Here is a 23,243-nt window from a genome sequence, read left to right as displayed (position 1 = left end):
GGCGGAATGTCAGCCGAGTGCTTGAATCCCGGTCGCCGGCTTCTCCTGGCTGGCCGCCCACGTCGCCAACAGGGCCAGGCCGTCCGCGGTCGCCGTGCCGGCGGGGGCGGTGTAGACGGTCAGGAGCAGGCCGGGGTCGGCAGGCAGCTCCATCGACTCGACGTCCAGGTCGAGCCTGCCCACCGCCGGATGGTGCAGACGCTTGCGTCCGGACCGGTGGAGCCGAACGTCCTGAGCCGCCCACCGCTGCCGAAACAGTTCACTGCGTGTCGACAACTCACCGACCAGGGTGATCAGTTCCTCGTCGTGCGGATTGCGGCCGGCTTCCATGCGTAGCTTCGCGGCCACATCGCGGGCGATCCGGTCATAGTCGACGAAGAACGCTTTCGCCGCTTCGGGATCCAAATACACGAACCGCGCGGTGTTCGCCGGCCGCCGCGTGCCGGCCAGCACCGGTGAATACAGTGCGCGGGCAAGGTGATTCGTGGCCAGCACGTCATAACGGCCGTTGCAGATCCACGCCGGTGCATCGGTGACGGCGTCGAGCACCTGCCGTAGCGCCGGACGCACCGTCACGGCGGGTCTCCGGTGGCGTGGGCCGCCGGGCGCCCTGGACTGCCGTGCGAGGTGGAAGAGGTGATCGCGCTCGGCCTCGTCGAGTTGCAAGGCAGAGGCCAGCGCGTCGAGCACACCGTCGGAGGCGCCGGTGAGGCTGCCGCGTTCCATCCGCACGTAGTAGTCGACCGATACCCCTGCCAGGAGAGCTACCTCTTCGCGACGCAGCCCTTTGACACGGCGGTTGCCGCCGTACGCGGGCAGCCCGGCGCGCTCGGGCGTGATCCGCGCGCGACGCGAGTTCAGGAACTCCTTGATCTCGGTGCGCAGATCGATCTTGACCACTCCTTCACCATAGGCGCTGTCCGCGGGCGAAGGGAGGTTCTGCCGGTACCCCCGTCGAGACCCGGCTCGGAGGTATTCACGAAGGGACCTAGGTACCCGATGCGGTCGTGGCGGTGCCTCCGTCGACCGGGACGATGGCGCCCGTCAGGTATGACCCGGCCCGACTGGCGAGGAACACGGCGACACCTGCCATGTCGTCGGCGCGGCCGAGCCGGCGCAGAGGGGCCTTCGCCGCGATCGTGTCGCCGATGGCGTCGATCGTGGCCGCCATCATCTGCGACGGGAACACTCCCGGGGCCACCGCGTTCACCGTGACGTGCTGTGGGCCCAGTTCCCTGGCGAGCACCCTGGTGAGTTGATGGAGTGCCGCTTTGCTGCCGGCGTACGAGTAGTTGGGCGCCTCGGCGACGTGGATGGCGGCGATACTGCCGATGTTGATGATCCGCGCGGGGTCATCGGCGGTGCCCGCCTCGCGCAGTGCGGGCAGCAGCGCCTGCACCAGCCAGAACGGCGACTTGAGGTTGAGGTCGATCACCGAGTCCCATGCCTCGACGGGGAACGTCTCCAGCGGCTCGCGCCACATCGCCCCGGCGTTGTTGACGAGGATGTCCAGGCGTTCCGAGCCGGCCTCGACCAGATCGGCGAGGCGCCGGCACTCGTCGTACCTGGACAGGTCGGCGGGAATCGCTTGAACGTCACCGAATCCGGACAGCAGACGCTGTGCCTCCGCGCACGCGTCCGCCTTGCGTGAGCTGACGACGACGCGGGCGCCCGCCTGCAGAAGGCCGCGCGCGATCATCATCCCGATGCCCCTGGTGCCGCCGGTGACAAGGGCGTATTTGCCACTCAGGTCGAAAAGTCCCGAGTGACCGGTGAACTGGTCGTCCGCCATTGGCCTTCGTCCATTCCGTCGTGGGAGCGGGTGCCGGAACAGGTTGACAGGCGTCCTGGACGTCGGGGAGACCCTGGCGATACAGGTACTGTGAGAGCCCCCTTGCCGCGGCATCGGATCGCTCGGAAGCGTGTGTCAAACGCCCTTCAGAACGCGATCGAGTGCCGCCCGGCCCGCGGGTCCCCAGTGAGGCTTGCCGCCGGGGAGGCCTCGATCTCCGTTCTGCCCCATGAGCATCAGGAAGAGGCTCTTCATCGCGGCCAGCCCGCGGGCGCGCCGGATCGCCGCCTCGTCCGCTCGCGCGTACGTGTCGAAGAACCGTGAGGCCGTGCCCGCGGGGAGCAGCACCCACGCCGCGGCGAGGTCCCACGCCGGATCGCCGGCGAACAGGTCACCGAAGTCGACGATGCCCGAGAGCGTTCCGTCCGAGACGACGACGTTCGCGGGTGGAGGTCGCCGTGCACCCACACCGGCGGGCCCTCCCACGCGTGGGCCGCGACGGCGTCGTCCCAGACGGCCCGGACGTCGGCGATGTCGTCAGGGGCGACGGCCTGCAGGAAGTCCTCGAAGTCCTCCGCGCAGTTCCTGGGATGGGCACCGCGGTCCGTTGCGATCGGTGCCTCGGTGGGCGCCTCCACATGGAGCGCCCGGAGGAAACGCGCCAGCGTGTCGGCCGCGTGGGTGCCGCGGCTGATCGTGCCGTGGTCGAGCGGCTCGCCGGGAACCCACGTCATCACGGTCCAGTGCTTGGGGAAGCGTTCGGAGGGTTCGCCGAACCGCACCGGGGTGGGCACCGGGAGCGGCAGGCGCGGGGCCAGCACGGGTAGCCATCGCCGCTCTTTGAACTGGAGCTCAGGGGTGGGGTCCATCCGCTGCATGCGCACGGCCAGCTCGTCCCCGAGACGCCACATCTGGTTGCCCCAGCCGCCCGCCACCTCGCGGATTTCCTGCCCCGCGAGATCCGGATGCTGCTCCCGCAGCAGCGCATGGACCAGGCCCGCGGTGATCTCGATTTCGGAGTCGGTCATGCGAAATCACGGTACCGATGCGGAGCCGCCGGCGATCGGCTGTGTCATCGAGGAGCCAGTACGCAGTGCGTCCCGCGGTAGATCGTCGGCATGCACTTGTTGCAGTGCACGCACAGCGAGCGGGCCCCGGACCGCAGCCGCAGCGGCAGATCGGGCTCGCGCAGCAGCGCCCGCGCCATCGCGACGAACGCGAAACCCTCCGCCATCGCCTGCTCCATCGTCTCCAGCCGCGTGATCCCGCCGAGCAGGATCAGCGGCAGATCCAGCGCCGCGCGGAACTGGCGTGCCCTGTCCAGCAGATACGCCTCCTGGAACGGGTAACCGCGCAGGAAGGCGCCGCCGGCCGCCCGGACGCCCCACCGCAACGGCCGCGGGAACCGCGCGGAGAACTCCCGCACCGGCGCGTCCCCGGTGAAGAGGTACATCGGGTTCAGCAGCGAACTGCCCGCCGTCAGCTCCAGCGCGTCGACGGAGCCGTCCTCCTCCAGCCACCGCGCGACCCGCACGCTCTCGTCCAGCCAGAACCCGCCCGGCACCCCGTCGTCCATGTTGAGCTTCGCGGTCACCGCGATCCGGTCGCCGACCACGTCCCGGACCGCCCGCGCGATCTCCAGCGCCAGCCTGGCCCGGTTCTCGAGCGATCCGCCGTACGAATCCCGCCTGCGGTTCAACCGGGGACTGAGGAACGAACTGACCAGATAATTGTGTCCGAAGTGGACCTCGACCGCGTCGAAGCCGGCTTCGATCGCCACTCGCGCCGCTGTCGCGTGTGCGCGCACGACCCGAGCCAGATCGGCCTCGGTGGCGGCCTGTGTCATCCGCATCCCCAGCGGATTCGGGAACCGCCCCGGTGCCAAGGCGGGCGACCGGTTCGACGCCGCGTTCGCGACCGGCCCCGCGTGCCCGATCTGCGCGCTCACCGCCGCGCCCTCGGCGTGCACCGCGTCGGTGAGCAGGCGCAGCCCGGGCACCGCCTCCTCACGCATCCAGATCTGGTGCCGGTCGGTCCGGCCCTCCGGAGACACCGCGCAGTAAGCGACCGTCGTCATCCCCACACCACCGCGGGCCACCCGCCGGTGGAACTCGATCAGCCGATCGGTGACCACGGCGTCCGGGGTCGCTCCCTCGAAGGTCGCGGCCTTGATGATCCGGTTGCGCAGCCGCACCGGGCCCAGCCGCGCGGGCGCGAAGACGTCGGTCATGACTCCGCCAAGCCCGCGACGAGGAACGCGCGCAGCGTCCCGGCCGGTACCTCGCCCGGCGTCTTGCCTGCGAAGAACTGCAGCACGAGGCCGAAGGCGAGCAGCCACCGGTGCGCCGCGTCCGCCTTCGACAGCTCCGGCCGCGCGTCCCGCAGCAGCTCGATCCACGGCCCCAGCGCGAACCACCTCGAAGTCCAAGACGGCTCCCGCCGCCCCAGCACGAACCGTGCCAGCAGCCGCAACCGCAGCCGCCCGACCGGGTCCTCGGCCAGCTCGGCAAGGGGTGTCACGACGAGATCGACCAGCTCCGCCACCGTGGGCACCCAGCCGCCCCGCCGCCGCTCCGTGACCTCGTCGAGCCGCCGCTGCCACACCGGCGCGAGCCGGGCCTCCAGCAGCGCGGCGATCAAGGCGTCCTTCGACCCGAAGTGGTAGTGCACGGCCGCCGGGTTCATGCCCGCCGCGCTGTTGATCGCGCGGACGGACACCGCGTCGTAGCCGGATTCCAGCAACAGGCGCTCGGCGACGGTCAGCAGTCGCTCCCGGGTGGTGACGTCGGTGGTGGGCATTCGAGCAGCACACCATAATCCCATCACCGAATCAATCACTGATTGAACTGTGGACAGGAACCCAGCCGGCATGTTGGGCTGTGGTCGGCAACTTTCCGTCCGCGACGTCGAGGAGCGGCGCCCTGAGCCTGTCGGAGTACCTCCGAGAGAACTGGATCGACGTCGTGAACGACGCGATCCTGCACGTGGATCTCACCCTGGCGGCGATGGCGCTGGCCGTGCTGGTCGGAATGACGATCGGCCTGCTCACCTACCGGCGGCGGTGGCTCGGCGCGATGGCGACCACGACGACGGCGGCGTTCCTGACCGTCCCGTCGATCGCGCTGCTGGGCATCCTGATCGGCCCGTTCGGGCTGGGGCTGACGAATGTCCTGTGCGCGCTGGTGCTCTACGCGCTTCTGCCGATCACGCGCAACACGATCGTCGGGCTGCGTGGCGTCGACCCGGCCGTGGTGGACGCGGCGCGTGGCATGGGGTTCGGCCGCGTGCGGCTGCTGTTCCGCGTACGCCTGCCGCTCGCCTGGCCGGTGATCCTTTCCGGCATCCGGGTCTCGACGCAGATCACGATCGGCATCGCGGCCATCGGCGCGTACGTCAAGGGCCCCGGCCTCGGCAACCAGATCTTCGACGGGCTCGGCCGGTTCGGCTCGGTCAACTCGCTGAACCAGGTACTCACCGGAACGTTCGGGATCATGGTGCTGGCGCTGCTGTTCGACCTGGCCTTCGTGGTGGTCGGCAAGCTGACCACCCGGCGCCGTCCCCGTGCCCGCCGGGCGGCGGCTTCGGCGACGACCGGGGGAGCCGCCGGAATGGGCGGCGAGACGATCGAGCTGCGCGACGTCAGCAAGCACTATCCCGGACGAGCGGTACCAGCGGTCGAACGCCTGACGATGCGCGTCCCCGCGGGCGAGATCGTCGTGCTGACCGGCCCGTCGGGATGCGGCAAGACGACGACCATGCGCATGATCAACCGGCTCGTCGAGCCCACCGCGGGTGTCGTCACGATCGGCGGCACCGACGTGTCGGCGCTCGATCTCGACGAACACCGGCGCAACACCGGCTACGTCATCCAGCAGATCGGGCTCTTCCCGCATCTGCGGGTGGACGCCAACATCGGCGTGGTGCCACGGTTGCTCGGCTGGACGCGGCGACGTGTCGCCGGCCGTGTGCGCGAGCTGCTCGACGTCGTCGGCCTGGCCCGCGAGCACGGCGACCGGTACCCGCGTGAGCTTTCCGGCGGTCAGCAGCAGCGCGTCGGGGTGGCGCGGGCGATGGCCGCGGACCCGCCGGTCATGCTGATGGACGAGCCGTTCGGCTCCACCGACCCGATCACCCGCGCCCGGTTGCAGGACGAATTCCTTCGCCTGCAACGGGAAGTGCGCAAGACGATCGTGTTCGTCACGCACGATTTCGACGAGGCGCTGAAGGTCGGCGACCGGATCGCCGTGCTGCGGCCGCGGTCGGTGATCGCGCAGTACGACACGCCCCAGGCGATCCTCGCCGCGCCGGCGGACGATTACGTCGCGAGCTTCGTCGGGCCGAAACGGAACCTGAAGCGGCTCGCGCTGATCCGGGTGGGTGACGTGGAGCTCCGGCCGGTGGCCGGGCCGGACGGCCTGCCCGGGTCCGGCCCGGCGCCACCCTGCGAGACGTGCTGGACGTGATGGTGCGGACCGGCAGCACCACGGTCGTGGTCACCGAGGACGGCGCCGCGCGGCCGCTGGGAGTGTGCGATGTGCCCGGCCTCGTCGCGGCGCTGAAGCCCACCGGCGAGGCGCCCGCGATCCCGGGCGCCGAGGAGGCGCCTGCGCCGGGTCCCGACACCACGGTGCCCGCGCGGCCTCGACGGCGCCGGCTCGGGCTGCTGGTGCGCCCGGTCCTGCTGGCCCTCACCTTGCTGGCGCTCTTCCTGATCGTGCGCGCGCATCCGATCGACTCGATCGAACAGCGTTTTCTCAACGCCGGCGAGATCTTCACCGAACTGGGCGCGCATCTGCGGCTCACCGCGATCTCGACGGCGTGCACCATCGCGATCGCGCTCCCGCTCGGGATCCTGCTCACTCGCGCCGGCGCCCGCTGGGCGAGGCCGATCGGGCTGGGGCTGGGCAACCTCGGCCAGGCGATCCCGTCGATCGGGCTCGTCGTGCTGCTCGCGCTCTGGATGGGCACGGGCACCGCGACAGCGGTGACGGCGCTCGTCGTCTACGCGACCTTGCCGGTGCTGCGCAACACGATCGTCGGGCTCGACGGTGTCGACCCGGCCCTCGTCGACGCCGCGCGCGGCATGGGCATGGGCAGAACGGCCATCCTGTGGCGGATCGAACTGCCGCTGGCGGTGCCGGTGATCCTCGCCGGGATCCGGACCGCGCTGGTGCTCACGGTCGCGAGCGCGACCCTGGCGACGTTCATCGACGGCGGCGGTCTCGGCGGCGGGCTTGTCGCCGGGATCGGGCTGTACCGCCCGATCCTGAGCCTGACCTTCGGCATCATCGTCGCCGTACTGGCTCTCTTCGTCGACTGGCTGGGGCTGGTCGCCGAGGAGATCCTGCACCCGCGCGGCCTGTAGCTCGACCGACCTCAAGGAGGACCAACCCATGCGGATGCTCCAGCGCACGACCGCCGCGGTGCTCACCCTCGTCGTGGCGGCGGCGTTCTCGGCTGGCTGCACGATCGGCGAGGACCAGACCGGCGCCCAGGTGGGCGCGGGGTCCATCAAGAAGATCGACGCGCTGAACGGCGCCCAGATCCGCGTCAGCTCCAAGGAGTTCGACGAGCAGTTGCTGCTCGGCCAGATCGCCCTCGTCGCAGTGCAAGCGGCCGGGGCGAGCCCGCAGGACAAGACCAACATCACCGGTTCGAGCAACGTCCGCCAGGCGCTCACCAGCGGCGCGGTCGACCTGTACTGGGAATACACCGGCACCGCCTGGATCAGCTACCTCAACCGGACCGAGCCGATCAGCGACCCGCAGGCGCAGTACGACGCGGTCAAACAAGCCGACATCGCCAACGGCGTCACGTGGTGGGCACGCTCGCCTGCCAACGACACCTACGCTCTCGCCGGCAACCCGGCGACACTGGCCCGGACCGGTGTCAAGACGTTGTCCGATTACGCGGCCCTGGTGAAGCGGGACCCGGCCGCGGCCTCGACCTGTATGGGGCCGGAGTTCAAGAGCCGGGACGACGGGTTCCCCGGCCTGGCGAAGACCTACGGGTTCACCCTGCCCGACCCGCACGTGCACCTGCTCAACGACGCCGTCGTCTACCCGAGCATCGGCAAGGGGGAACCGTGCGGCTTCGGCTCGGTCGCCTCCACCGACGGGCGCGTGGCCGGGCAGAACCTCACCGTGCTGGAGGACGACAAGCACTTCTTCCCGACGTACAACCCCGCGATCACGATCGCCACCCCGCTCGCCCAGAAATATCCGCAGCTGGAGGAGGTCTTCACGCCGATCGCCGCGAAGCTCGACACCGCGACGCTCACGGACCTGAACAAGAAGGTCAGCGTCGACGGCCAGAAGCCCGCCACGGTCGCCCGCGACTGGCTCAAATCGGCGGGCTTCATCAGCTGATCGGTCACGGAGTGAGGCAACCTGGCAGGTTCCGAGCCGGGCCGCCGTGTCGGGGTCGTGAGTGGTAAGGATGGTTAGAACGATCATTGCCACTCACGACCCCCGTGAGTACCTTTCGATACCGCGCTCGGCACGGAAATCAGCGCGCGGCCACCGGGAGACCCCGGTCGTCGCAAGGGAGACGGTCCGGCCCGTAGGCCTTCGTGAAGTCCTCCGTGATGTCGTTCTCGGTCTTCTCCATTTGCGTGGGCTCGATTCTGACCAGACCGCCGAAAGGTGTGTCGATGTCCTTCACGAGGGCCAGGGACGAGGCGAACAGCGCGCTGAGCAACACCACGGCGAGGATGTGGAATCCGGCTTTGCGCTTCGGCAGCGAGTACGCGTAGGCCGCGATGGTGAGCGCGAGGGCCAGCGCCATGAACCAGAACACGATGTCGGGAATCGACGGGTCGGCTTCGGCGATCCGCGTGGACCGGGCCACCGAGCGGTCGGTGTCGGCCTGAACCAGGATCTCGAAGACGCCGTCACGTTCGGGGATCTGCTTGAACGTGTCACGGAAGCCCGAGGACCACACGCTGGGCTCCTTCGCCGACTGTCCGTCGGCCAGCGCTTTCCACTCGAATTCGTGCACGGCGCGCGTATAGCAGACCGCGCCGGCCTGCAATTCCCGGCGGAAAGGCTCGGGAAGATACTCGGCGGTTTCGAAGAAATGATCGACCACCTCGGCTTCGGCGGACGCGCCGTCCTCGGCCTCCCCGTAGGATTCCGCGGCCACCACGATCACGAAGGCGAGCATCAGCACCGCGAAGGTCTCAAGTGGACTGATCAGGTCGGTGACGGACGGCGATTCGCCGTCGTCGGCCGACTTGCGCGCCCGGATGACACGGTTGGTCACCAGGCCGCCGAGCAGGGCGATCCCGATGATCAGGGTGGTCACGAGCATGACCATGCTCCTCGGTGCACCGGTCGTGCCGCACCACCCGAACGGACTGCGATGACGGTCGAGCGCTTCACTGTCGTCCGGCCTTCCAGTCGGCGTGTTCGTCCGCTCCAATACTTCTCACGTCGCGCCGTGACCGCAGTCGCTTGTTCGGGTGGGTTTTTTCGTTCGACCGTGATCAACACGATCTCGCGGGAATCAGGCCTTTCGAAGAGGGAGGCGGTGCCGAGGCCCCGGCCTCCGCCGAACTCGTTCGTGCGCAAGGACGTTCTTCTTTTTCGGTGGCCGCGTCGAGAGGACCGGCGGTACCGGTCGGTCAGCGGGCCGGGCGGGGCAGCACGGCGTGGAGGAGCTGTTCGGCGATGTTGCCGAGGTCGGCGATCAGGTCTTCGATGCCCGGTTTCGGGTCGGTGGGGATCGCGGCGGGCCGATTGACGCTGTCGCAGTCGGTGCGCCGCGGCGGCAGTTTCCCGTCGATCAGGTAAGCGTTGACCTTGTCGTCGACGCAGGGATTGCGTTTGACCGGGATGTCGGGGTCTCCGCCGCCCGCGGCGTACTGGCCGTGCTGGCCCTCGCCGCGTACCGCGATCAGCGAACTGCCGAGGGTTTTGGCCATGGCCTGGCCGTTGACCAGCGGGGTCTGGGTGTCGCCTTCGGCGGCCAGGACGAGTCCCTTCGGGTACCGCGCCTTGCCGATCACGGGTAGCGGTTCACGATCGCCTTGGTGGAAGAAGCAGTTGTTCGGCGCCATTTGCGGCACGGTGCTGCCGAACGGGACGGTGTCGCGCACCTGGCGCATGTCGCGGTAGTAGCTGTTCAGGTCGGCCGGCCAGGCCCAGTCGCACAGGATGGTCCGGTAGACCCCGTTCTCGGTTGTGGCCTGCTCGGTGAGCCTGGTGGCCGCCGCGGCCGCGCGGCGGTTGCTTTCGGCCAGTGCCGGGTCTCCGGTGGGGAGCGGGAGTTCGGCCTGCACCTTCTGCAGGTTCTTCGCCAGTGACGCCCACACCTGCCGGAAGCGGGTGAACTGGCCGATCATCATGTCGAACTGGGATTGGTTCTCGATCCCGCCGACCGGCCCGGCGGCCAGCCTGCCGGCGATGTCGTCGACGGCGGCACGGACCTTCCCCGGAGTGTCGCCGAGGTGGAACGTCGAGTCGCGTCGCGCGGTCCACACTGCCCACTTGTCGAAGTTGGCCTTCGTCGTGTCGACCACGTCGTAGGCCTGGTCGTGCCAGGTGGTGCCGGGGTCGAGGGACGAGTCGAGCACGCTGCGGTCGAGGCGGTGCGGGAACAGCTGCCCATAGACCGCGCCGAGCCACGTTCCGTAGGACACCCCGAGGTAGTTGATCTTCTCTTCGCCGAGTGCCGCGCGGACGCGGTCCAGATCGCGGGCGGTGTTCGGGGTGGTCACATGGTGGCGGAACGGGCCGCCGCCACGCACGCAGCCTTCTTCCCACTGCTTCTCGTATTCGGTGATGCGCGGGAATTCGGTGTCAGCCGGACGCGTCGACGACCACGGATCGGGGGTGACCGGCACCTCGCAGTTCAAAGGTGTCGAGGCACCCAGCCCGCGGACGTCGATACCGATGATGTCGTACATCTTGGACAAGGGCGTGTCGAGGTAGTTGTACAACAGGTCGCGGCCGGTCCCGCCGGGACCGCCGGGGTTGGTGAACAGCACCCCGCGGCGGCGCTGGGGTTCGGTGGCCTTGGACCGGCTGATCGCGATGGAGATCTGCTCGCCGTCGGGATGGGAGTAGTCCATCGGTACCTTGACCGTGGCGCAGTCGAACCGTTGCAGGATTTCCTCGGTACAGGGCGACCAGGCCACCGCCGGTGCGCCGTTCGCCACTCCGGCGACGGCGATCGTGAGCGCACCGGTCACCGCGGCCACGCTCACCACCGCGACGAGTTTCCTCCGGACCATTTCCTTCCTTCCCCTTGTTTCGATCATTTGCCACTGATCACCCCGACCGCGATACCGACGATCGCGGTGTTGTAAAGGAACGCCAGCACGCTGTGGGTGAGAACCCGCAGCCGGATCGCGGTCCCCCTGGTCTCCACATCGGACACCGCGAACGAGGTGCCGAGCGTGAACGAGAAGTACGCGAACTCCACCAGCGTCGGCCGCTCGGTCTCCGGAAAGACCAGAACCCGCTCCGGCAGCGCGTTGTAGTAGTCCCGCGCGTAGCGTTCGGCGTACCCGAAGTGCAGGATGGCCCACGCGAAGACCACTGCGGGAGTGCCGATGAGCTTGGCCACGACGGCTTCCAGTTCGCCGGCTCCGTCCAGCACGATCATTAATCCCGCCGAGATGCCGACCAGGCTGGTGAACAGGGTGAACAGCAGCCCGCTGCGCCGCCCGAGGGTGGAGCGCAGCCACGCGGTGTCGGCCGGGTCGCTCGCCCGTTTCGCCCTGGACAGCCGCCTCATCCGCATCACGAGGTAGACGAGCGCGACCAGATCCCACAACGCCAGGTAGACGCCGCTGTCGAAGACGACGACGGCCACACCCAGCAGCACCAGCGCTATCTCGATGACGCGTGAGACGACCAAGAGGCCAGTACGGAGCATGTACCCACTTCCTCGGAAAAGGTTCCGGCACCCGGATGGCGAGGAGCGGACGAAAATCGTTCATGAAATGGGTTCGTCACTCAGCCTGTCGCAACGTAGCAGACGGGAAATTCCGCGACCACTGAGTGTCCACTGTGGAATCAGGGAAAACCGGCGATCCGTGTTCACGCAGGTGAAAAAAATCGGTGCCGGTTCGAACCGTGGTGATAAGACAAGGTTCACGGGGTAAGTCGGATCACTCTTTGGAGTGGTTTCACCCCGCCTGTCGAGGACGTTGCCCCGGAGTTTGCGGCCAGGTGAAGTGCGGAAGAACACCGGTGTCGACTTTGGACATTCGCGTGGCCGCGGTCGAGGCTGGGACGGGCCTCGACCGCGGCCACGCGGTGATTCAGGGTGACGTCGGTGCGGCCGCGGTGTTTTCGGTCCGGTTCGGCGTGGTGGCCTGGCCCGCCTTGTTCTTGAGCGTGAGCGCGGCGATCAGGGAGAGCGCCGCCGCGGTGGTGATGTAGACGGCCGGGACGATACTGCTGCCGGTGGCGCGCACGAGGGCGTGGAGGATCAAGGGTGTCGAGCCGCCCATGAGGGAGATGACGACGCTGATGCCGATCGAGACGCCGGTGTAGCGGACGGCGGTCGGGAACAGCTCGGCCGCGGCGATGCCTTGCACGGCCAGCATCGGTGACAGGAGGACGGCGACGATCACCGAGGCGGTGAGGGCCGGCGTGAAGCCGCCGCTGCCGGCGAGGTGGAACACCGGGATGGTCAGCACGGTGACCGCGAGCGCACCGCCGACGAGGAAGGGCTTGCGGCCGTAGGCGTCGGAGAGCCGGGCCCAGATCGGGACGAGGACGGCGGCGACGGTCAACCCGATCAGCATCGCGGTGAACATCTGCCGCGACGTCAGCCCGGCGGTTTTGACCAGGTAGGACGGGAAGAAGCCGACGAGCATGTAGGTGGTCGTGGTGAGTCCGACGGTCAGGCCGCAGACTTTCAGCAGCGCTCGCCCATGCAGACGCAGCACGTCGCCCAGCGGGCTGCGCGTGGTCTGGCCTGCCTGACCGGCGCTGGTGAATTCGGGCGATTCAGCCAGCTTCGTGCGCATGTAGAGGCCGACGAGGCCCAGCGGCAGGGCCAGGAGGAACGGGATCCGCCAGCCCCATCCGTCGAGTGCCGCCGGGGTGAGGACGCTGCTCAGAAGGGTCCCGATGAGCGCGGCGAACACCTGGGCGACGAGCTGGGTGAAGCCGTTCCAACCCGAGTAGAAGCCCCGGCGCCCGGGTGGCGCGTATTCGGCCAGCGCGGTGACGGCTCCACCCATTTCCGCGCCGGCGAAGAAGCCTTGGGCCAGGCGCATCACGAGCAGCAGCGCGGGGGCGAGCAGGCCGAAGGTCTTGTCGCCGGGGATCACGCCGATGAGGGCGGTGGCGATCGACATGCCGATGATGGAGATCGACAGGGCGCCCCGGCGGCCGGCGCGGTCGCCGTAGCGGCCGAACAGGATGGCGCCGATCGGGCGGCTGACGAACGCGATCCCGAACAGCATGAAAGTCGAGATGAGCGCCGTTCCCTCGGCCGCGCCGGAGAAGAACGTCGTGGAGATGCTCACCGCGAAATAGCCGTAGAGGCCGAATTCGAACCATTCGATGAAGTTGCCGATCGCGATCGCGGTGACGACCCGTGATCGTTTGGTGTCGATGTCGTGCGCCGTCGAGGACATCGGTGCCTCCTAGTCGAGGACGATTCTGGCATCCGCGACGAGGCCGCCGGGATGGTCGTGGGTGACGATGATCGGATTGAGGTCGACGTCGACGAGGCGGCAGGCGAGGTCGCTGGTGAGCCTGCCGAGCCGGCACAGGGTGGTGGCGAGGCCGCCGACGTCCGCGGTGGGCCCGCCGCGGAATCCGTCCAGGATCTTCGCGCCGGTCATCCGGGTGATCGCCTCGTGAGCGGTGGTGTGGTCGAGCGGGGCGGCCAGCACGCTGGGGTGACCGAGCAGCTCGACCAGGGTGCCGCCGAGCCCGACGGCGACCGTGGCGCCGAGTCCTGGTTCGACACGGCTGCCCATGAACAGCTCGACGCCGCGGTCGAGATGGGGCGCGACCAGGACACCGGTGACACGGGCGTCCGGACGGGCGTTCCGGACGTTGTCGTCGATGCGGCGGTAGGCCGCGCGCAGTTCGGCCGGGGAAGCGATGCCGAGAACGACGCCGCCGATGTCGCTCTTGTGCGCGATGTCCGGCGAAACCACCTTCGCGACGACAGGGAAGTCGAGGTCGAGTGTGTCGAGCTCGGCTTCCGCCGAGAGGTGGCGGGTGGGCAGGACGGGCAGGCCGTAGGCGGTGAGGATCCGTTCGGTCTCGGCGGGAGTGAGCAGCCCGTGCCGGTCCTGGAGCCGATCGAGGAGCGCCGCGGGATCGACGGCCGGGCCCGTGGTCGCAGGGGGAGTCCACGGGCGGTTCGCCCGTCGATGCCACCGGGTGAGCCCGCGTACCGCGCACAGCGCGGGCCGCAGGCCGCTGAGCACCGGGACGGAGCCGGCGGGCGGCTGGGGCTGGGAATCGGGCTCGCCGTGCTCGGGCGGAACCGGGAATTCGGAGGCGATGACGACCGGCTCCGCGACGTCCGCGGCCGCGTCGGCGACCGCGCGTGCCCAGCTCCGTTCCAACGCGTGCGAGAGACCGCTGCCGCTGAGGCTCTGCTGGACCAGCACCAGTCCGACAACGGGGTCCGACGCCAGGATTCGCACGCAGTCGGCGAGGTTTTCGGTGGCCGGCTTCCCGGAGCGGAAGCCGGCGCCGACGTCGACCGGGTTGTGGGCACTGGTTCCCGCGGGCAGGGCCAACGCGTCGTCGAGCCGGTGGATGGTCTCGGGCGCCAGGGAAGCGACGGGCATCCCGAGGCGCTCGGCGAGATCGACGACGACCGAGAGCTTCCCGCCCGACATCCCGGCGACCGCCACGCCGGGGCCCGTCGGGCCCCGCCCGCCGAGGACCGCGAGCGCCCGGACCGTCTCGCGCAGTTCCTCGAAGTCGTCGACCGCGATGACGTTGAGGTCGTCGAACAAGGCCCGATAGGAGGCTCCGGTGCCCACCATCGCCCCGGTGTGGCTGCCCGCCGCGGCGGCGCCCTTTTCCGACGTTCCCGCTTTGAGGGCGACGATGGGTTTGCCGAGGGCGTTGGCGCGGCGCGCGAGGGTGCGGAACTTGTCCGGACGGCGCAGGGCCTCGACGAACATGGCGACGATGGTGACCTCGGGGTCCTCGACGAGGTGTTCGAGGATGTCCTCGGCGGTGGTGACGGCTTCGTTGCCGGTCGAGACCACGCTGTGCAGGCCGACGGCCTGGCCCAGCTGCATCATGCCGACCGAGACGGAGCCGCTGCCGGACAGCACGGCCAGCCCGCCCCGGCGGATCCCGGGCGGGATGTCGGCGCCGTAGAGGGCGACCGGCCCGCGCGAGTGGTACATCCCGAGACAGTTCGGGCCGATCAGTGCGGCCCCCGTCTCGTCGCACAGTGCCCGCAGCTCCGCTTGCAGGCCATGGCCTTCCGCGCCGGTCTCGCCGAAGCCGCCGGAGTGCACGACGAACGATCGGACGCCCGCGGCGATTCCGTCGTCCACCGCGCCGAGTACGTGCCGTGCGGGGGTGTTGATCAGGCAGACGTCCGGCTTTTCGGGCAGTGCCCCCAGATCGGGGTAGCACGGCCGGTCGAAGATCGAGTCGTGGCGGGGGTTGACGAAATAGGTCGCGCCGGTGAACCCGAGATGGGCGTTGTTGCGGGACAGCCGCTGCGCGAAGTTCATCGGGCCCGGCCGGGGCGACGCCCCCACCACCGCGATCCGGCGAGGCGCCGTGAACGATTCCCACTGCGCGCCGTCGATGCCGCCGTTCATCGCGTCACGCTCGGCCGCGGGGCTTCCGCTCCTGCACCGTCCTTGGCGCGGGACCAGGCCAGCGCCGCACGCAGTCCCTGTGTCTCGCGGATCTCGCGGAATCGGGCGCGGTCCGCCGTTTCGGTCAGTTTGCTGACGACGAAGTCACTGGCGATCATGCTTTCGACGACGCCCATTCCCTGCATTTCCAGTACCCGGCTCATGATCGTCTTGGTGTGGCGGAAGGTCTCGGCCGGAACGCGGCTCAGCCGTCGCGCGAAGGCCATCGCGCGGTCTTCGAGCTCCTCCGCGGGTACGACCTCGTTGACCAGGCCCAGGCGTTCGGCATCGGCCGCGCCGAAGGTCTCGCCCAGCAGCTGGATCTCCTTCGCCTTGCGCAGCGGCACGAAGTACAGCAAGCGTGGATGGGCCACGAGGGAGAACCGGACCTCCGGCTCGCCGAAGACCGTGTCCTCGGCGGCGACGATGAAGTCGCAGTAGTTCGCCAGCTCGAACCCGCCGCCCAGGCAATAACCCCGCACGGCCGCCACGATCGGCTTCGGCGAGTCGCCGATCGCGGCCATCGCCGCGCGCTGGCTGGTCATGCCTTCCCACTGCGCCCACACCGGCTCCCGCGCCGCCATGTCGTCGGAGGCGCCCAGATCGAACCCCGCGCAGAAGTGCTCACCGGCCCCGGACAGCACGATCGCGCGGACCTCGGGATCGGCATACGCGGCGTCGAGCGCGGCGAACAGCTCCGCGTAGACGGCCGGATCGAGCACATTGAGCCGATCCGGACGGTTGAGGCTGAGATGGGTCACCTGATCACGCCGGGTGACGAGAACTCGCGTCATGGTCACGCTCCTGCGATCGATACTTTTGATTTTTGATCAAAAATCATGTGCGGTACGGTAGGCGACATGACCCGTGCCGCACAAGACCCGCTCGACACGACCCGGGTCGAGGTCCAATCGGTCGAGGAGGCGGTGGTCAACGCCCTCCGCGACGACATCGTGCAGCTCCGGCTGACGCCGGGGACGCGGCTGCGGATGGCGGCGATCGCCGACCGGGCCGGGGTCAGCCTCACCCCCGCCCGCCAGGCTCTGCGTCGGCTGGAGGCCGAGGGCTTCGTGGTCTCGCATCCTCGGCTGGGGAGCCGCGTCGCGCCGCTGACCGAAGAGGACGGCGAAGTCGTGATGACGGTCTGCGGGGCACTGGAGCGCCGCCTGATCGAGATCGGCGTCCCGAAGCTCACCGACGAGGACCTCGACGAGATCACCCGCCTGTCACACGTGCGCGAGGACGCCGTCCGTGCCGCGGACGAGGAGGGGTTGGTCGAGTCGTCCTTCCAGCTGCGCGATCTCGTCTACCGGCGGGCCGATCGGGCCCACCTCTACGAGGAAGCCATGGCGTGGCGGCGGCGCCAGCAGCGTTACCTCCGCCACGCGCGGCACGTCGTCACCGGCAGCGGGATCGAATTCGGCCGTGAGTTCGCGGCGTTCACCGAAGCCTGCCTCGCTCGCGACGCCGAAGCGGCCCAGACCGCGTTGCGGCACATCGAGCGGCGCTTCCACGAATGGCTGCGCGACATGCTCGCCACCGAGTACGACTGACCACAATGGACGGTCGGCGCGCGACGCGGTGCCTTTTGCCCGCCTGATTCCGGCGGTATGGTCGGGTGAAGGCGACCGCGGCTGCGGCGGGAGACGATTTGCTGGACATCATCGGTCTGAGTGAAACCGACGTCGAGGTCTACGATGCTTTCGCCGGCACCGGTTCGCTGACCGTCGCCGAAATCCGGCAACGCACAGGGATACCGCACCAACGGCTGCTCCGGGTGCTGCGCGCGCTGGCCGAAAAAGGACTGCTCGTCAAGCTTCCCGGCCCGGTGGCGGCGTATTCGGCGGTGCGGCCGGAGATCGCGCTGGAGGCGATGCTCCGGCTGAAGGAGCGGGAACTCGCGAGCGCGCGGCTGGTCGCCGACCGGTTGCGCGAGCGGTACCGGGCGACCTCCGGCGAACGCCCGGTCGATCTCATCGAGGTGATCCACGGCGACGCGCTCATCGCCGAGCGGGCGGAGCAGCTGCTGCGCTCGGCCGAGCGGGAGGTCGCTTTCGTCGACAAACCGCCTTACGCGCGAACGCCGAGTGTGCTGCACCCCGCCGAACGTGATCTCCTCGGCCGGGGTGTGCGCTTTCGCGGCGTCTACGAGCGCAGCGCGCTGGAAATGCACGACCTGTCGTCCGACCTCGAGGCGGGCCTCGCCCTCGGCGAGGAGGCCCGCGTGGTCACCACCGCCCCGCTCAAGATGATCGTGGTCGATCAGCGGGTCGGGCTGGTGCCGCTGCGTTCCGATCTCCCCGAGGTCGGCGCGGCACTGGTGATCCACCCGTGCGCTCTGCTCGACGCGCTCGGCGCGGTCTTCGCCTTCCTTTGGCAGAGCGGGCTTCCGCTGCGCCTGCCCGGTTCGGCCGAACTGGCGGACGTCGCGCCCTCCGACGACGCCCGCCTGCTCGCCTTGCTGACCACGGGGCTGCCGGACCGGAGCATCGCGAAGCAGCTCGGCATGAGCTACCGGACTTTCCAGCGGCGTCTCCGCGATCTCATGACCGCGCTCGGCGCGACCACCCGGTTCCAGGCCGGGCTCCAGGTCGCCACCCGGGGCTGGGTCACCTTGCCGTCGGCCCAGCCCGCGATCGAGGACGACGTCAGCGAGCGCGCGGGTTCACCTTCGCCGCGTCCGTGAGCGCGTAGGCCCGCTGGACCGTCTGCGTCACGGTGTTGCCCGAGCCGTCCCGTGCTTCAGACCGCAGCCAGACGAACCCGTCGGTCGCCGCGAGCCGCGGATGGGTCACCGTCACCGACCACAGCCCGTTCCCGTCCGGACGGACGGCCGCCGCCGTCCAGGTGCGCCCGCCGTCCGTCGACGCCGAGACCGTCAGCCGCGTCACCGGTCCGCCGCCCCGTGCGCCGCTGTGCGAGCCGGCGAACATGTTGTAGGTGAACGGACGTCCGGCCGGGGCGCGGCCGCCGAGATCCAGCGGCAGCCGGTGGTCCAGCCGGATGAGCGGCTGGAAGGAACACGACCTGCCCGAACCGTGGCAGGAGAACCCGAGCGGTGCTGCGGCGTCGGACCGTGCCGAGGCGAACGTCCACGACGTATCCGTCCTCGGGGCGTGCTGGAACAGTGCTCCGCTCGGGACGCCGACCTGCGCCTGGCCGGGCATCACGTCGGTCACGTCCAGCCGGTAGGTGGCGGGGACGGGCGCGAGCCGGAACTCCGGGATGAGCGCGAGCGGATCGTCCGCATTGGAGCGCGGGATCTCGGTCCCGTCGCGGTACAGCCGCGCCGTGGTCGCCGCGAAGTACCGCGCGTTCTCGTAGGGATTCGAGTAATGCCCGCCCGAACCGGCACCGGCCGTGCCGTCCATCCATTGCAGGCCCGGAACGAACAGATCGGGATCCGTGCCGCCCCGGCACATCGAGCACAGCACCGCCCAGCCCGTGGCCGTCGCCGGATAGCGGGCCGGATGGTCGGCGGGCAGTTCCACCGCGCCGCTGTGCAGCGGTGCGCGGAACCAGTACTCGTCCGGCCTCGACCGCTCGCCCGGGCGGTAGATGTTCTGCGCGTTCATGCTCAGCGCGGCGCGACGGCCCGCGGCGTCGTCGCCGGACAGCGTGACGACCCGTTTCCAGACCAGCCGATCGTCCGCCGGGCCGGTGTATTCGGTCCACGCGCCGGGAACCGGGATCTTCGTGCCCTGCACCGCCTGCGTCTTCCACCGGCCGGTCGGGAAGGCGTACCAGTTCTTCTGCCCGGTCAGCCCCGGTTTTTCGGCCTGGTAGCCGGTTTTCGTGGCGACCAAGGTCTTCTGGTCGACCCGCCGGACGAGCTCCTTCGGCACCCCGTTGGCGTCGAGGTAGCTGAGGTTGTACATCACGTCCGGAGCCGCGCGCACCAGCAAGCGCACCGAAACGGCACCGGCGGTCCGCAGCCTTTCGCCTTCGTCCCAGCCGAGGGACAAGGTCGGCACCACCGCGCTGCTGAGGCCCGGAACGCTCAGCGAGCCCGGTGAACCGGCGTAGGGGATCAAGGCCGCCCCACCCGCGGCGGACACCGCGCGTGCCGCGTTCGCGATGCCGGCGGAGACCGCGCCCACCGGGTCCGGTGCCCCGGACGGGACCGGAATCCTCACCAGAACGGCCTTTCCGCGGACGTCGAGGCCGGTGAGATCACCCGCGCCGCCGAACACGACCGGCAGCGTTCGTTCCCCGGGCGACTTCGCCGTCAACGTCGGCACGTCGTATGCCGGGTTCAGCACGGCCGAGCTGCCCCCTGCGATCCGCAGCTCGACCGCGGTCTGGGCCAGTGTCGCGCTGTCCTGCAACGAGATCGCGCCCGCCGAGGTGGCCGCCGCCGGGGTCACTCGCACTTCCCAGCCCGTGCCCGAGACCAGCCCGGCTTCGCCGATGTAGCCGTTGACGCCCGCTCCGCCGGGGATCACGCGCCGCAGCATCACCGTGCGGTCCCGCAGATCGGTGGGAGTGGGCGTGCTCAGCCCGGCGGGGACGGCGTTCGCCGCGTTCAGCGCGATCTCCGCCGGGCCCGTGACGGGGACCTGCGCCGCGCTCATCGCCGACCAGCGGCGCACCGTCAGCCCGCGTTCCATCACCCAGCCGAGCGCCGAATAGCGTCCGGCGGGCACGAGTACCCGGCCGACCCCGTCGACCAGGCCGATCTGCTGGCTGACCTGGTCGAGGAACGGATCGTTGCGATTACCGGCACCGGCCTCGTCGTCGATCAGCTGAGCCGACGCGGCCTGGGCGGGCCCACCCGCCGAATCCCGGACCCGGATCGTCACCGGGAACAGTTCGGCCGCGTTGTAGGTGCTCACCGGCGTCCTCACCGCGTTGGTCCCGTCCGCGGTCGTCGCCACCACGGCGCCGCCGTAGACGCCCGCCGTCCCTTCGTTCGGATTCACGGCGAGGTCGACGGTGGCGCTCGACTTCGGCGGGATCGACAGCTCCGTTTTCTCCAGGCGCATCCCGGTCCCCGGCGCCGCGCCGCCGTCCCACGGCCGCACGGTCAGCTTCAGGTTCAATACCAGCGGCCGATCCCCGGCGTTGGCGTACGACAGCTGCCGGACGACCTGCGCCGAGGCGTTGGCCGTCCGCTCGTTACGGCCGAAGCTCGCGACGGCGGTGCCGGTCGCCTGCTGCGACACGGCCCGCGCGACGTCGAGGAGCCCGGCGCCCTGCTCGAACCAGCGAAGGCCGACGTCCTCGGCCGTGGTGACGAGCGTGTTCTTCAATGCCTGCCAGGTCAGCCCCGGCCGTTGCTGCAGCAGGATCGCCGCGGCGCCCGCGACGTGCGGAGTCGCCATGGAGGTGCCCGACGCGGCGGTGTAGGAGCCGTCCACCGGTTCGCCCAGTGCCGTGTCCGCGGCCCGGGCGGCGACGATCCCGACGCCGGGCGCGGTGATCTCCGGTTTGACCGAGGCGTCCCGCAACCGCGGGCCGCGGCTGCTGAACCACGCGATCTCGTCGTCCCTGCCGACCGCCCCGACGGTGAGCGCGGACGTCGCCGCCCCCGGCGTCGTGACGGTCCGGTCGCCCGGTCCGGAGTTCCCGGCCGCGACCACGAACAGCGTGCCGGACTTCGCCGAAAGCGAGTCGACCTGCTCGCTCATCGGGTCGGCCCCGTCGCTGACTCCGGCGCCGAGGCTGAGGTTCACGACCTTCGCGCCCTGCGCGACGGCCCAGTCGATTCCGGCCATGACCTGCGTGGTGTCACCCTCGCCGGAGGCGTCGAAAACCTTGGCCACCACCAGATTCGCGTCCGGAGCCACACCCTTGTACCGGCCACCCGAGGCCGCGCCGGTGCCGGCGACGATCGACGCGACGTGGGTGCCGTGGCCATGGCGGTCCACGACGTCGCCTTCCCCGCTGAAATCCGCGGAGGCGACCGTCTTGCCTGCCAGATCGGGATGGTGCTCGTCGATCCCGGTGTCCACCACCGCGACCGTGGTCCCCTTCCCGGTCCACCCGCCGCTCCACGCCGACGGCGCGCCGGTCCGCGCGGTGCTCCGGTCCAGCGTCACCCGGACCTTCCTGTCCAGCCGGACTTGCGCGATCCCTTGGCTCAGCACGGGTTTCCCGCCCGGGTCGAACGCGACGAGGGAACGCCAGAACTCGCCCGTCCCCGCCTTCTTGACCTGTACCCCCACTCCGTTCGCCGTCACCAGCGGAGTGAGCCGCTGGGTCTGAGGAAGCGTCTTCGCCTTCGCGTCGAGGGCCTGAGCCGATAGCCCCGACCGGTCGCCGTAGCGCACGATGACGGGGATCGTGGCGCTCGCCGCGTCGTCACGCCGGTCTCCGACGAGCGTGGTGACGTTGAACAGCTCCGGGCTCAGCAATCCCTTGCCGACGAACGGAAGCGCGTCCGACGGATACACCATCAGCCCCTCGGCCGTGCTCGTGATCTGGAACGCCGGGCTCGGCCGGTCCGGCCGCACCGCCGGTTCGACCTGTGCGGTGCCGTGCCCGGCGCCGTCTCGTTCGTAGGTCACCACGTCGCCGGTGAGCAACGTGACGCGATGGACGTCCGGCCGCCCGGTGACGGGAACGGGGCCGGACACGGCGGCGGTCGCGGCGGCCGCGATCACCGGGAGAGGGGTCAGGGCGACCAGTGCGGAGGCCGCCGAAATCGCCACCGGGTGCCAGGGGTGTCTCGTCATATGAGGGGAACGGGGGAACATCGAGCCTCACGCTCCTCGGATAGTGAGAAGCGGCCGTGGGCACGGCCGCCGCGAAGATGGAGTTTCCCGAGGATGAGGCAGGAGTTCGGAGATGAACACAATTCTCGCTGGCGGTATGTCGCCGTTGGCGAGATACCGCCATGGAAGGGCCCGGACCGCCGGCGGCGGTCCGGGCCCGGTTCGGACGGGTCGGTCCCGTGGGACTTACAGACCCGGGGTGCGCAGCTGGAGCGAGAAGTCCTGCCGGTTGTTGTCGGTGTCGGTGCTCAGGATGTTGCGGGTGTTCGCCGCGTTGAGCTGATCGGTGACGGCGTTCTCCGGGATCGCGGCCTGGCCTTCGCGCGGGGTCACGACCGCGTTGCTGAAGGCGACACCGTCGATCTTCGCGCTCGCCATGTTCTGCAGCGAAAGGCCACCGGCGGTCGGGATGCCTTCGGCGCCGGTCAGCGTGAAGGGGATGACGTAGGTCTGGTCGACGATGGTGCCGGAGAAGTTCTGTCCGACCAGCACCGCGTACTGGCCGGCGTTGCCCTTCGGCTGCAGGATCGTGCCCGCCGGCATGACGATCGTGTCGGTCACGACGTTCGACGGCGAGTAGATCCGGATCACGTAGCCGCTCACGTCCTGCGGCTGGTTCGAGACGTTGCGCAGTTCGATGAACTCGTCGAGCAGGCCGTTCACGCCGCGGGTCGAAACCTCGTTGATGACCACGGTGGACGAGACGAGCGGGGCTGCTTCGGCGCCCTCGCTCTCGCCCGCCGCGTTCGCGACACCGCCCGCCATACCCATCGCCAGCATCGCGAACACCGCCGAAGCGCCCAGAATTCGTCGCACGGGAAATTCCTTTCAGCTTGATTTCGGGGGATTGTTCCGTCGGGCCGGAATTCTTTTCGCCGGTGCCGACCACATAATCATGCGAGAACCGGGGTGCCGCCGGGAA

17 protein-coding genes and 1 pseudogene are annotated in these 23,243 nt (G+C 69.7%); 5 read left to right on the top strand and 13 right to left on the bottom strand.

All coding sequences use genetic code 11. The annotated features are described in order from the left end of the window. Positions 1–9: 9 nt before the first annotated feature. From MJQ72_RS30425 to MJQ72_RS44755, 5 genes and pseudogenes are all read right to left on the bottom strand, one after another. Positions 10–900, bottom strand: coding sequence for a helix-turn-helix transcriptional regulator (locus MJQ72_RS30425; protein ID WP_240594487.1), 891 nt, complete (start codon positions 898–900; stop codon positions 10–12). A gap of 88 nt (positions 901–988) precedes the next feature. Beyond that, complete coding sequence (locus MJQ72_RS30420; RefSeq protein ID WP_240594486.1) at positions 989–1,792, bottom strand: SDR family oxidoreductase; 804 nt, start codon at positions 1,790–1,792, stop codon at positions 989–991. A 135-nt stretch (positions 1,793–1,927) separates the two neighbouring features. Continuing rightward, a pseudogene (locus tag MJQ72_RS30415) lies at positions 1,928–2,703 on the bottom strand (aminoglycoside phosphotransferase family protein). A 161-nt stretch (positions 2,704–2,864) separates the two neighbouring features. Beyond that, positions 2,865–4,022 carry an NADH:flavin oxidoreductase gene (locus MJQ72_RS30410; protein WP_240594485.1) on the bottom strand — a complete coding sequence of 386 codons (1,158 nt, stop codon included), beginning with the start codon at positions 4,020–4,022 and terminating at the stop codon, positions 2,865–2,867. Further along, entirely contained in the window at positions 4,019–4,591 is a 573-nt protein-coding gene (locus MJQ72_RS44755; protein WP_261367990.1) for a TetR/AcrR family transcriptional regulator, read from the bottom strand. The genes MJQ72_RS30410 and MJQ72_RS44755 overlap by 4 nt, the downstream gene beginning before the upstream one ends. Before the next feature lie 164 nt (positions 4,592–4,755). On the opposite strand from MJQ72_RS44755, the gene MJQ72_RS30395 reads away from it, so the two are divergent. From MJQ72_RS30395 to MJQ72_RS30385, 3 genes are read left to right on the top strand one after another with little or no spacing between them, the layout of a single operon-like run. Beyond that, positions 4,756–6,255, top strand: coding sequence for an ATP-binding cassette domain-containing protein (locus MJQ72_RS30395; protein WP_240594484.1), 1,500 nt, complete (start codon positions 4,756–4,758; stop codon positions 6,253–6,255). Then, positions 6,243–7,157 (top strand): ABC transporter permease, encoded by a 915-nt coding sequence (locus tag MJQ72_RS30390; RefSeq protein ID WP_240594483.1) that lies wholly within the window; start codon positions 6,243–6,245, stop codon positions 7,155–7,157. The genes MJQ72_RS30395 and MJQ72_RS30390 overlap by 13 nt, the downstream gene beginning before the upstream one ends. Before the next feature lie 28 nt (positions 7,158–7,185). Continuing rightward, positions 7,186–8,160: a glycine betaine ABC transporter substrate-binding protein gene (locus MJQ72_RS30385; protein ID WP_240594482.1), complete on the top strand. Its 975-nt coding sequence runs from the start codon at positions 7,186–7,188 to the stop codon at positions 8,158–8,160. Between the two features lie 139 nt (positions 8,161–8,299). On the opposite strand, the gene MJQ72_RS30380 is transcribed toward MJQ72_RS30385, so the two are convergent. The 6 genes from MJQ72_RS30380 to MJQ72_RS30355 all read right to left on the bottom strand — a co-directional run bounded on the left by MJQ72_RS30380 (position 8,300) and on the right by MJQ72_RS30355 (position 16,399). Then, positions 8,300–9,103 (bottom strand): hypothetical protein, encoded by an 804-nt coding sequence (locus tag MJQ72_RS30380; protein WP_240594481.1) that lies wholly within the window; start codon positions 9,101–9,103, stop codon positions 8,300–8,302. A 313-nt stretch (positions 9,104–9,416) separates the two neighbouring features. Continuing rightward, a complete protein-coding gene (locus tag MJQ72_RS30375) occupies positions 9,417–11,027 on the bottom strand; it encodes an alpha/beta fold hydrolase (protein WP_240594480.1) in 1,611 nt (536 codons plus the stop codon). A gap of 23 nt (positions 11,028–11,050) precedes the next feature. Beyond that, positions 11,051–11,674: a DUF1345 domain-containing protein gene (locus MJQ72_RS30370; RefSeq protein ID WP_240594479.1), complete on the bottom strand. Its 624-nt coding sequence runs from the start codon at positions 11,672–11,674 to the stop codon at positions 11,051–11,053. Positions 11,675–12,062: 388 nt separating this feature from the next. Beyond that, positions 12,063–13,391, bottom strand: a complete 1,329-nt coding sequence (locus MJQ72_RS30365; RefSeq protein WP_240594478.1) for an MFS transporter — start codon at positions 13,389–13,391, stop codon at positions 12,063–12,065. 9 nt (positions 13,392–13,400) lie between these two features. Further along, complete coding sequence (locus MJQ72_RS30360) at positions 13,401–15,566, bottom strand: acetate--CoA ligase family protein (protein WP_240594477.1); 2,166 nt, start codon at positions 15,564–15,566, stop codon at positions 13,401–13,403. Next, complete coding sequence (locus tag MJQ72_RS30355; protein WP_240594476.1) at positions 15,563–16,399, bottom strand: enoyl-CoA hydratase/isomerase family protein; 837 nt, start codon at positions 16,397–16,399, stop codon at positions 15,563–15,565. The genes MJQ72_RS30360 and MJQ72_RS30355 overlap by 4 nt, the downstream gene beginning before the upstream one ends. Positions 16,400–16,465: 66 nt before the next feature. On the opposite strand from MJQ72_RS30355, the gene MJQ72_RS30350 reads away from it, so the two are divergent. Beyond that, positions 16,466–17,158 (top strand): GntR family transcriptional regulator, encoded by a 693-nt coding sequence (locus MJQ72_RS30350; RefSeq protein ID WP_240594475.1) that lies wholly within the window; start codon positions 16,466–16,468, stop codon positions 17,156–17,158. Positions 17,159–17,256: 98 nt separating this feature from the next. Continuing rightward, the gene (locus MJQ72_RS30345; RefSeq protein WP_396427015.1) at positions 17,257–18,291 is read left to right on the top strand and encodes a helix-turn-helix domain-containing protein; all 1,035 of its coding nucleotides are present in this window, start codon (positions 17,257–17,259) and stop codon (positions 18,289–18,291) included. Here MJQ72_RS30345 and MJQ72_RS30340 read toward each other — a convergent pair. Together MJQ72_RS30340 and MJQ72_RS30335 are read right to left on the bottom strand one after the other, a co-directional pair. Further along, on the bottom strand, positions 18,254–22,282 hold the full coding sequence (locus tag MJQ72_RS30340) for a S8 family peptidase (protein ID WP_240594473.1): 4,029 nt from the start codon (positions 22,280–22,282) through the stop codon (positions 18,254–18,256). The two genes, MJQ72_RS30345 and MJQ72_RS30340, sit on opposite strands and share 38 nt — an antisense overlap. A gap of 225 nt (positions 22,283–22,507) precedes the next feature. Beyond that, positions 22,508–23,137 carry a lamin tail domain-containing protein gene (locus MJQ72_RS30335; protein WP_240594472.1) on the bottom strand — a complete coding sequence of 210 codons (630 nt, stop codon included), beginning with the start codon at positions 23,135–23,137 and terminating at the stop codon, positions 22,508–22,510. Positions 23,138–23,243 lie beyond the last annotated feature (106 nt).

The sequence above is a fragment of the Amycolatopsis sp. EV170708-02-1 genome (assembly GCF_022479115.1).
In the GTDB taxonomy this organism is placed as follows: Bacteria; Actinomycetota; Actinomycetes; order Mycobacteriales; family Pseudonocardiaceae; genus Amycolatopsis.
This window is presented reverse-complemented; position numbering and strand designations above follow the sequence as displayed.

What these genes read in the sequence shown, in the direction of transcription:
- MJQ72_RS30420 (WP_240594486.1), bottom strand. Translation starts at nt 1,792, where the DNA reads ATGGCGGACGACCAGTTCACCGGTCACTCGGGACTTTTCGACCTGAGT.
- MJQ72_RS30410 (WP_240594485.1), bottom strand. Translation starts at nt 4,022, where the DNA reads ATGACCGACGTCTTCGCGCCCGCGCGGCTGGGCCCGGTGCGGCTGCGC.
- MJQ72_RS44755 (WP_261367990.1), bottom strand. Translation starts at nt 4,591, where the DNA reads ATGCCCACCACCGACGTCACCACCCGGGAGCGACTGCTGACCGTCGCC.
- MJQ72_RS30385 (WP_240594482.1), top strand. Translation starts at nt 7,186, where the DNA reads ATGCGGATGCTCCAGCGCACGACCGCCGCGGTGCTCACCCTCGTCGTG.
- MJQ72_RS30380 (WP_240594481.1), bottom strand. Translation starts at nt 9,103, where the DNA reads ATGCTCGTGACCACCCTGATCATCGGGATCGCCCTGCTCGGCGGCCTG.
- MJQ72_RS30375 (WP_240594480.1), bottom strand. Translation starts at nt 11,027, where the DNA reads ATGGTCCGGAGGAAACTCGTCGCGGTGGTGAGCGTGGCCGCGGTGACC.
- MJQ72_RS30370 (WP_240594479.1), bottom strand. Translation starts at nt 11,674, where the DNA reads ATGCTCCGTACTGGCCTCTTGGTCGTCTCACGCGTCATCGAGATAGCG.
- MJQ72_RS30365 (WP_240594478.1), bottom strand. Translation starts at nt 13,391, where the DNA reads ATGTCCTCGACGGCGCACGACATCGACACCAAACGATCACGGGTCGTC.
- MJQ72_RS30360 (WP_240594477.1), bottom strand. Translation starts at nt 15,566, where the DNA reads ATGAACGGCGGCATCGACGGCGCGCAGTGGGAATCGTTCACGGCGCCT.
- MJQ72_RS30355 (WP_240594476.1), bottom strand. Translation starts at nt 16,399, where the DNA reads ATGACGCGAGTTCTCGTCACCCGGCGTGATCAGGTGACCCATCTCAGC.
- MJQ72_RS30350 (WP_240594475.1), top strand. Translation starts at nt 16,466, where the DNA reads ATGACCCGTGCCGCACAAGACCCGCTCGACACGACCCGGGTCGAGGTC.
- MJQ72_RS30340 (WP_240594473.1), bottom strand. Translation starts at nt 22,282, where the DNA reads ATGACGAGACACCCCTGGCACCCGGTGGCGATTTCGGCGGCCTCCGCA.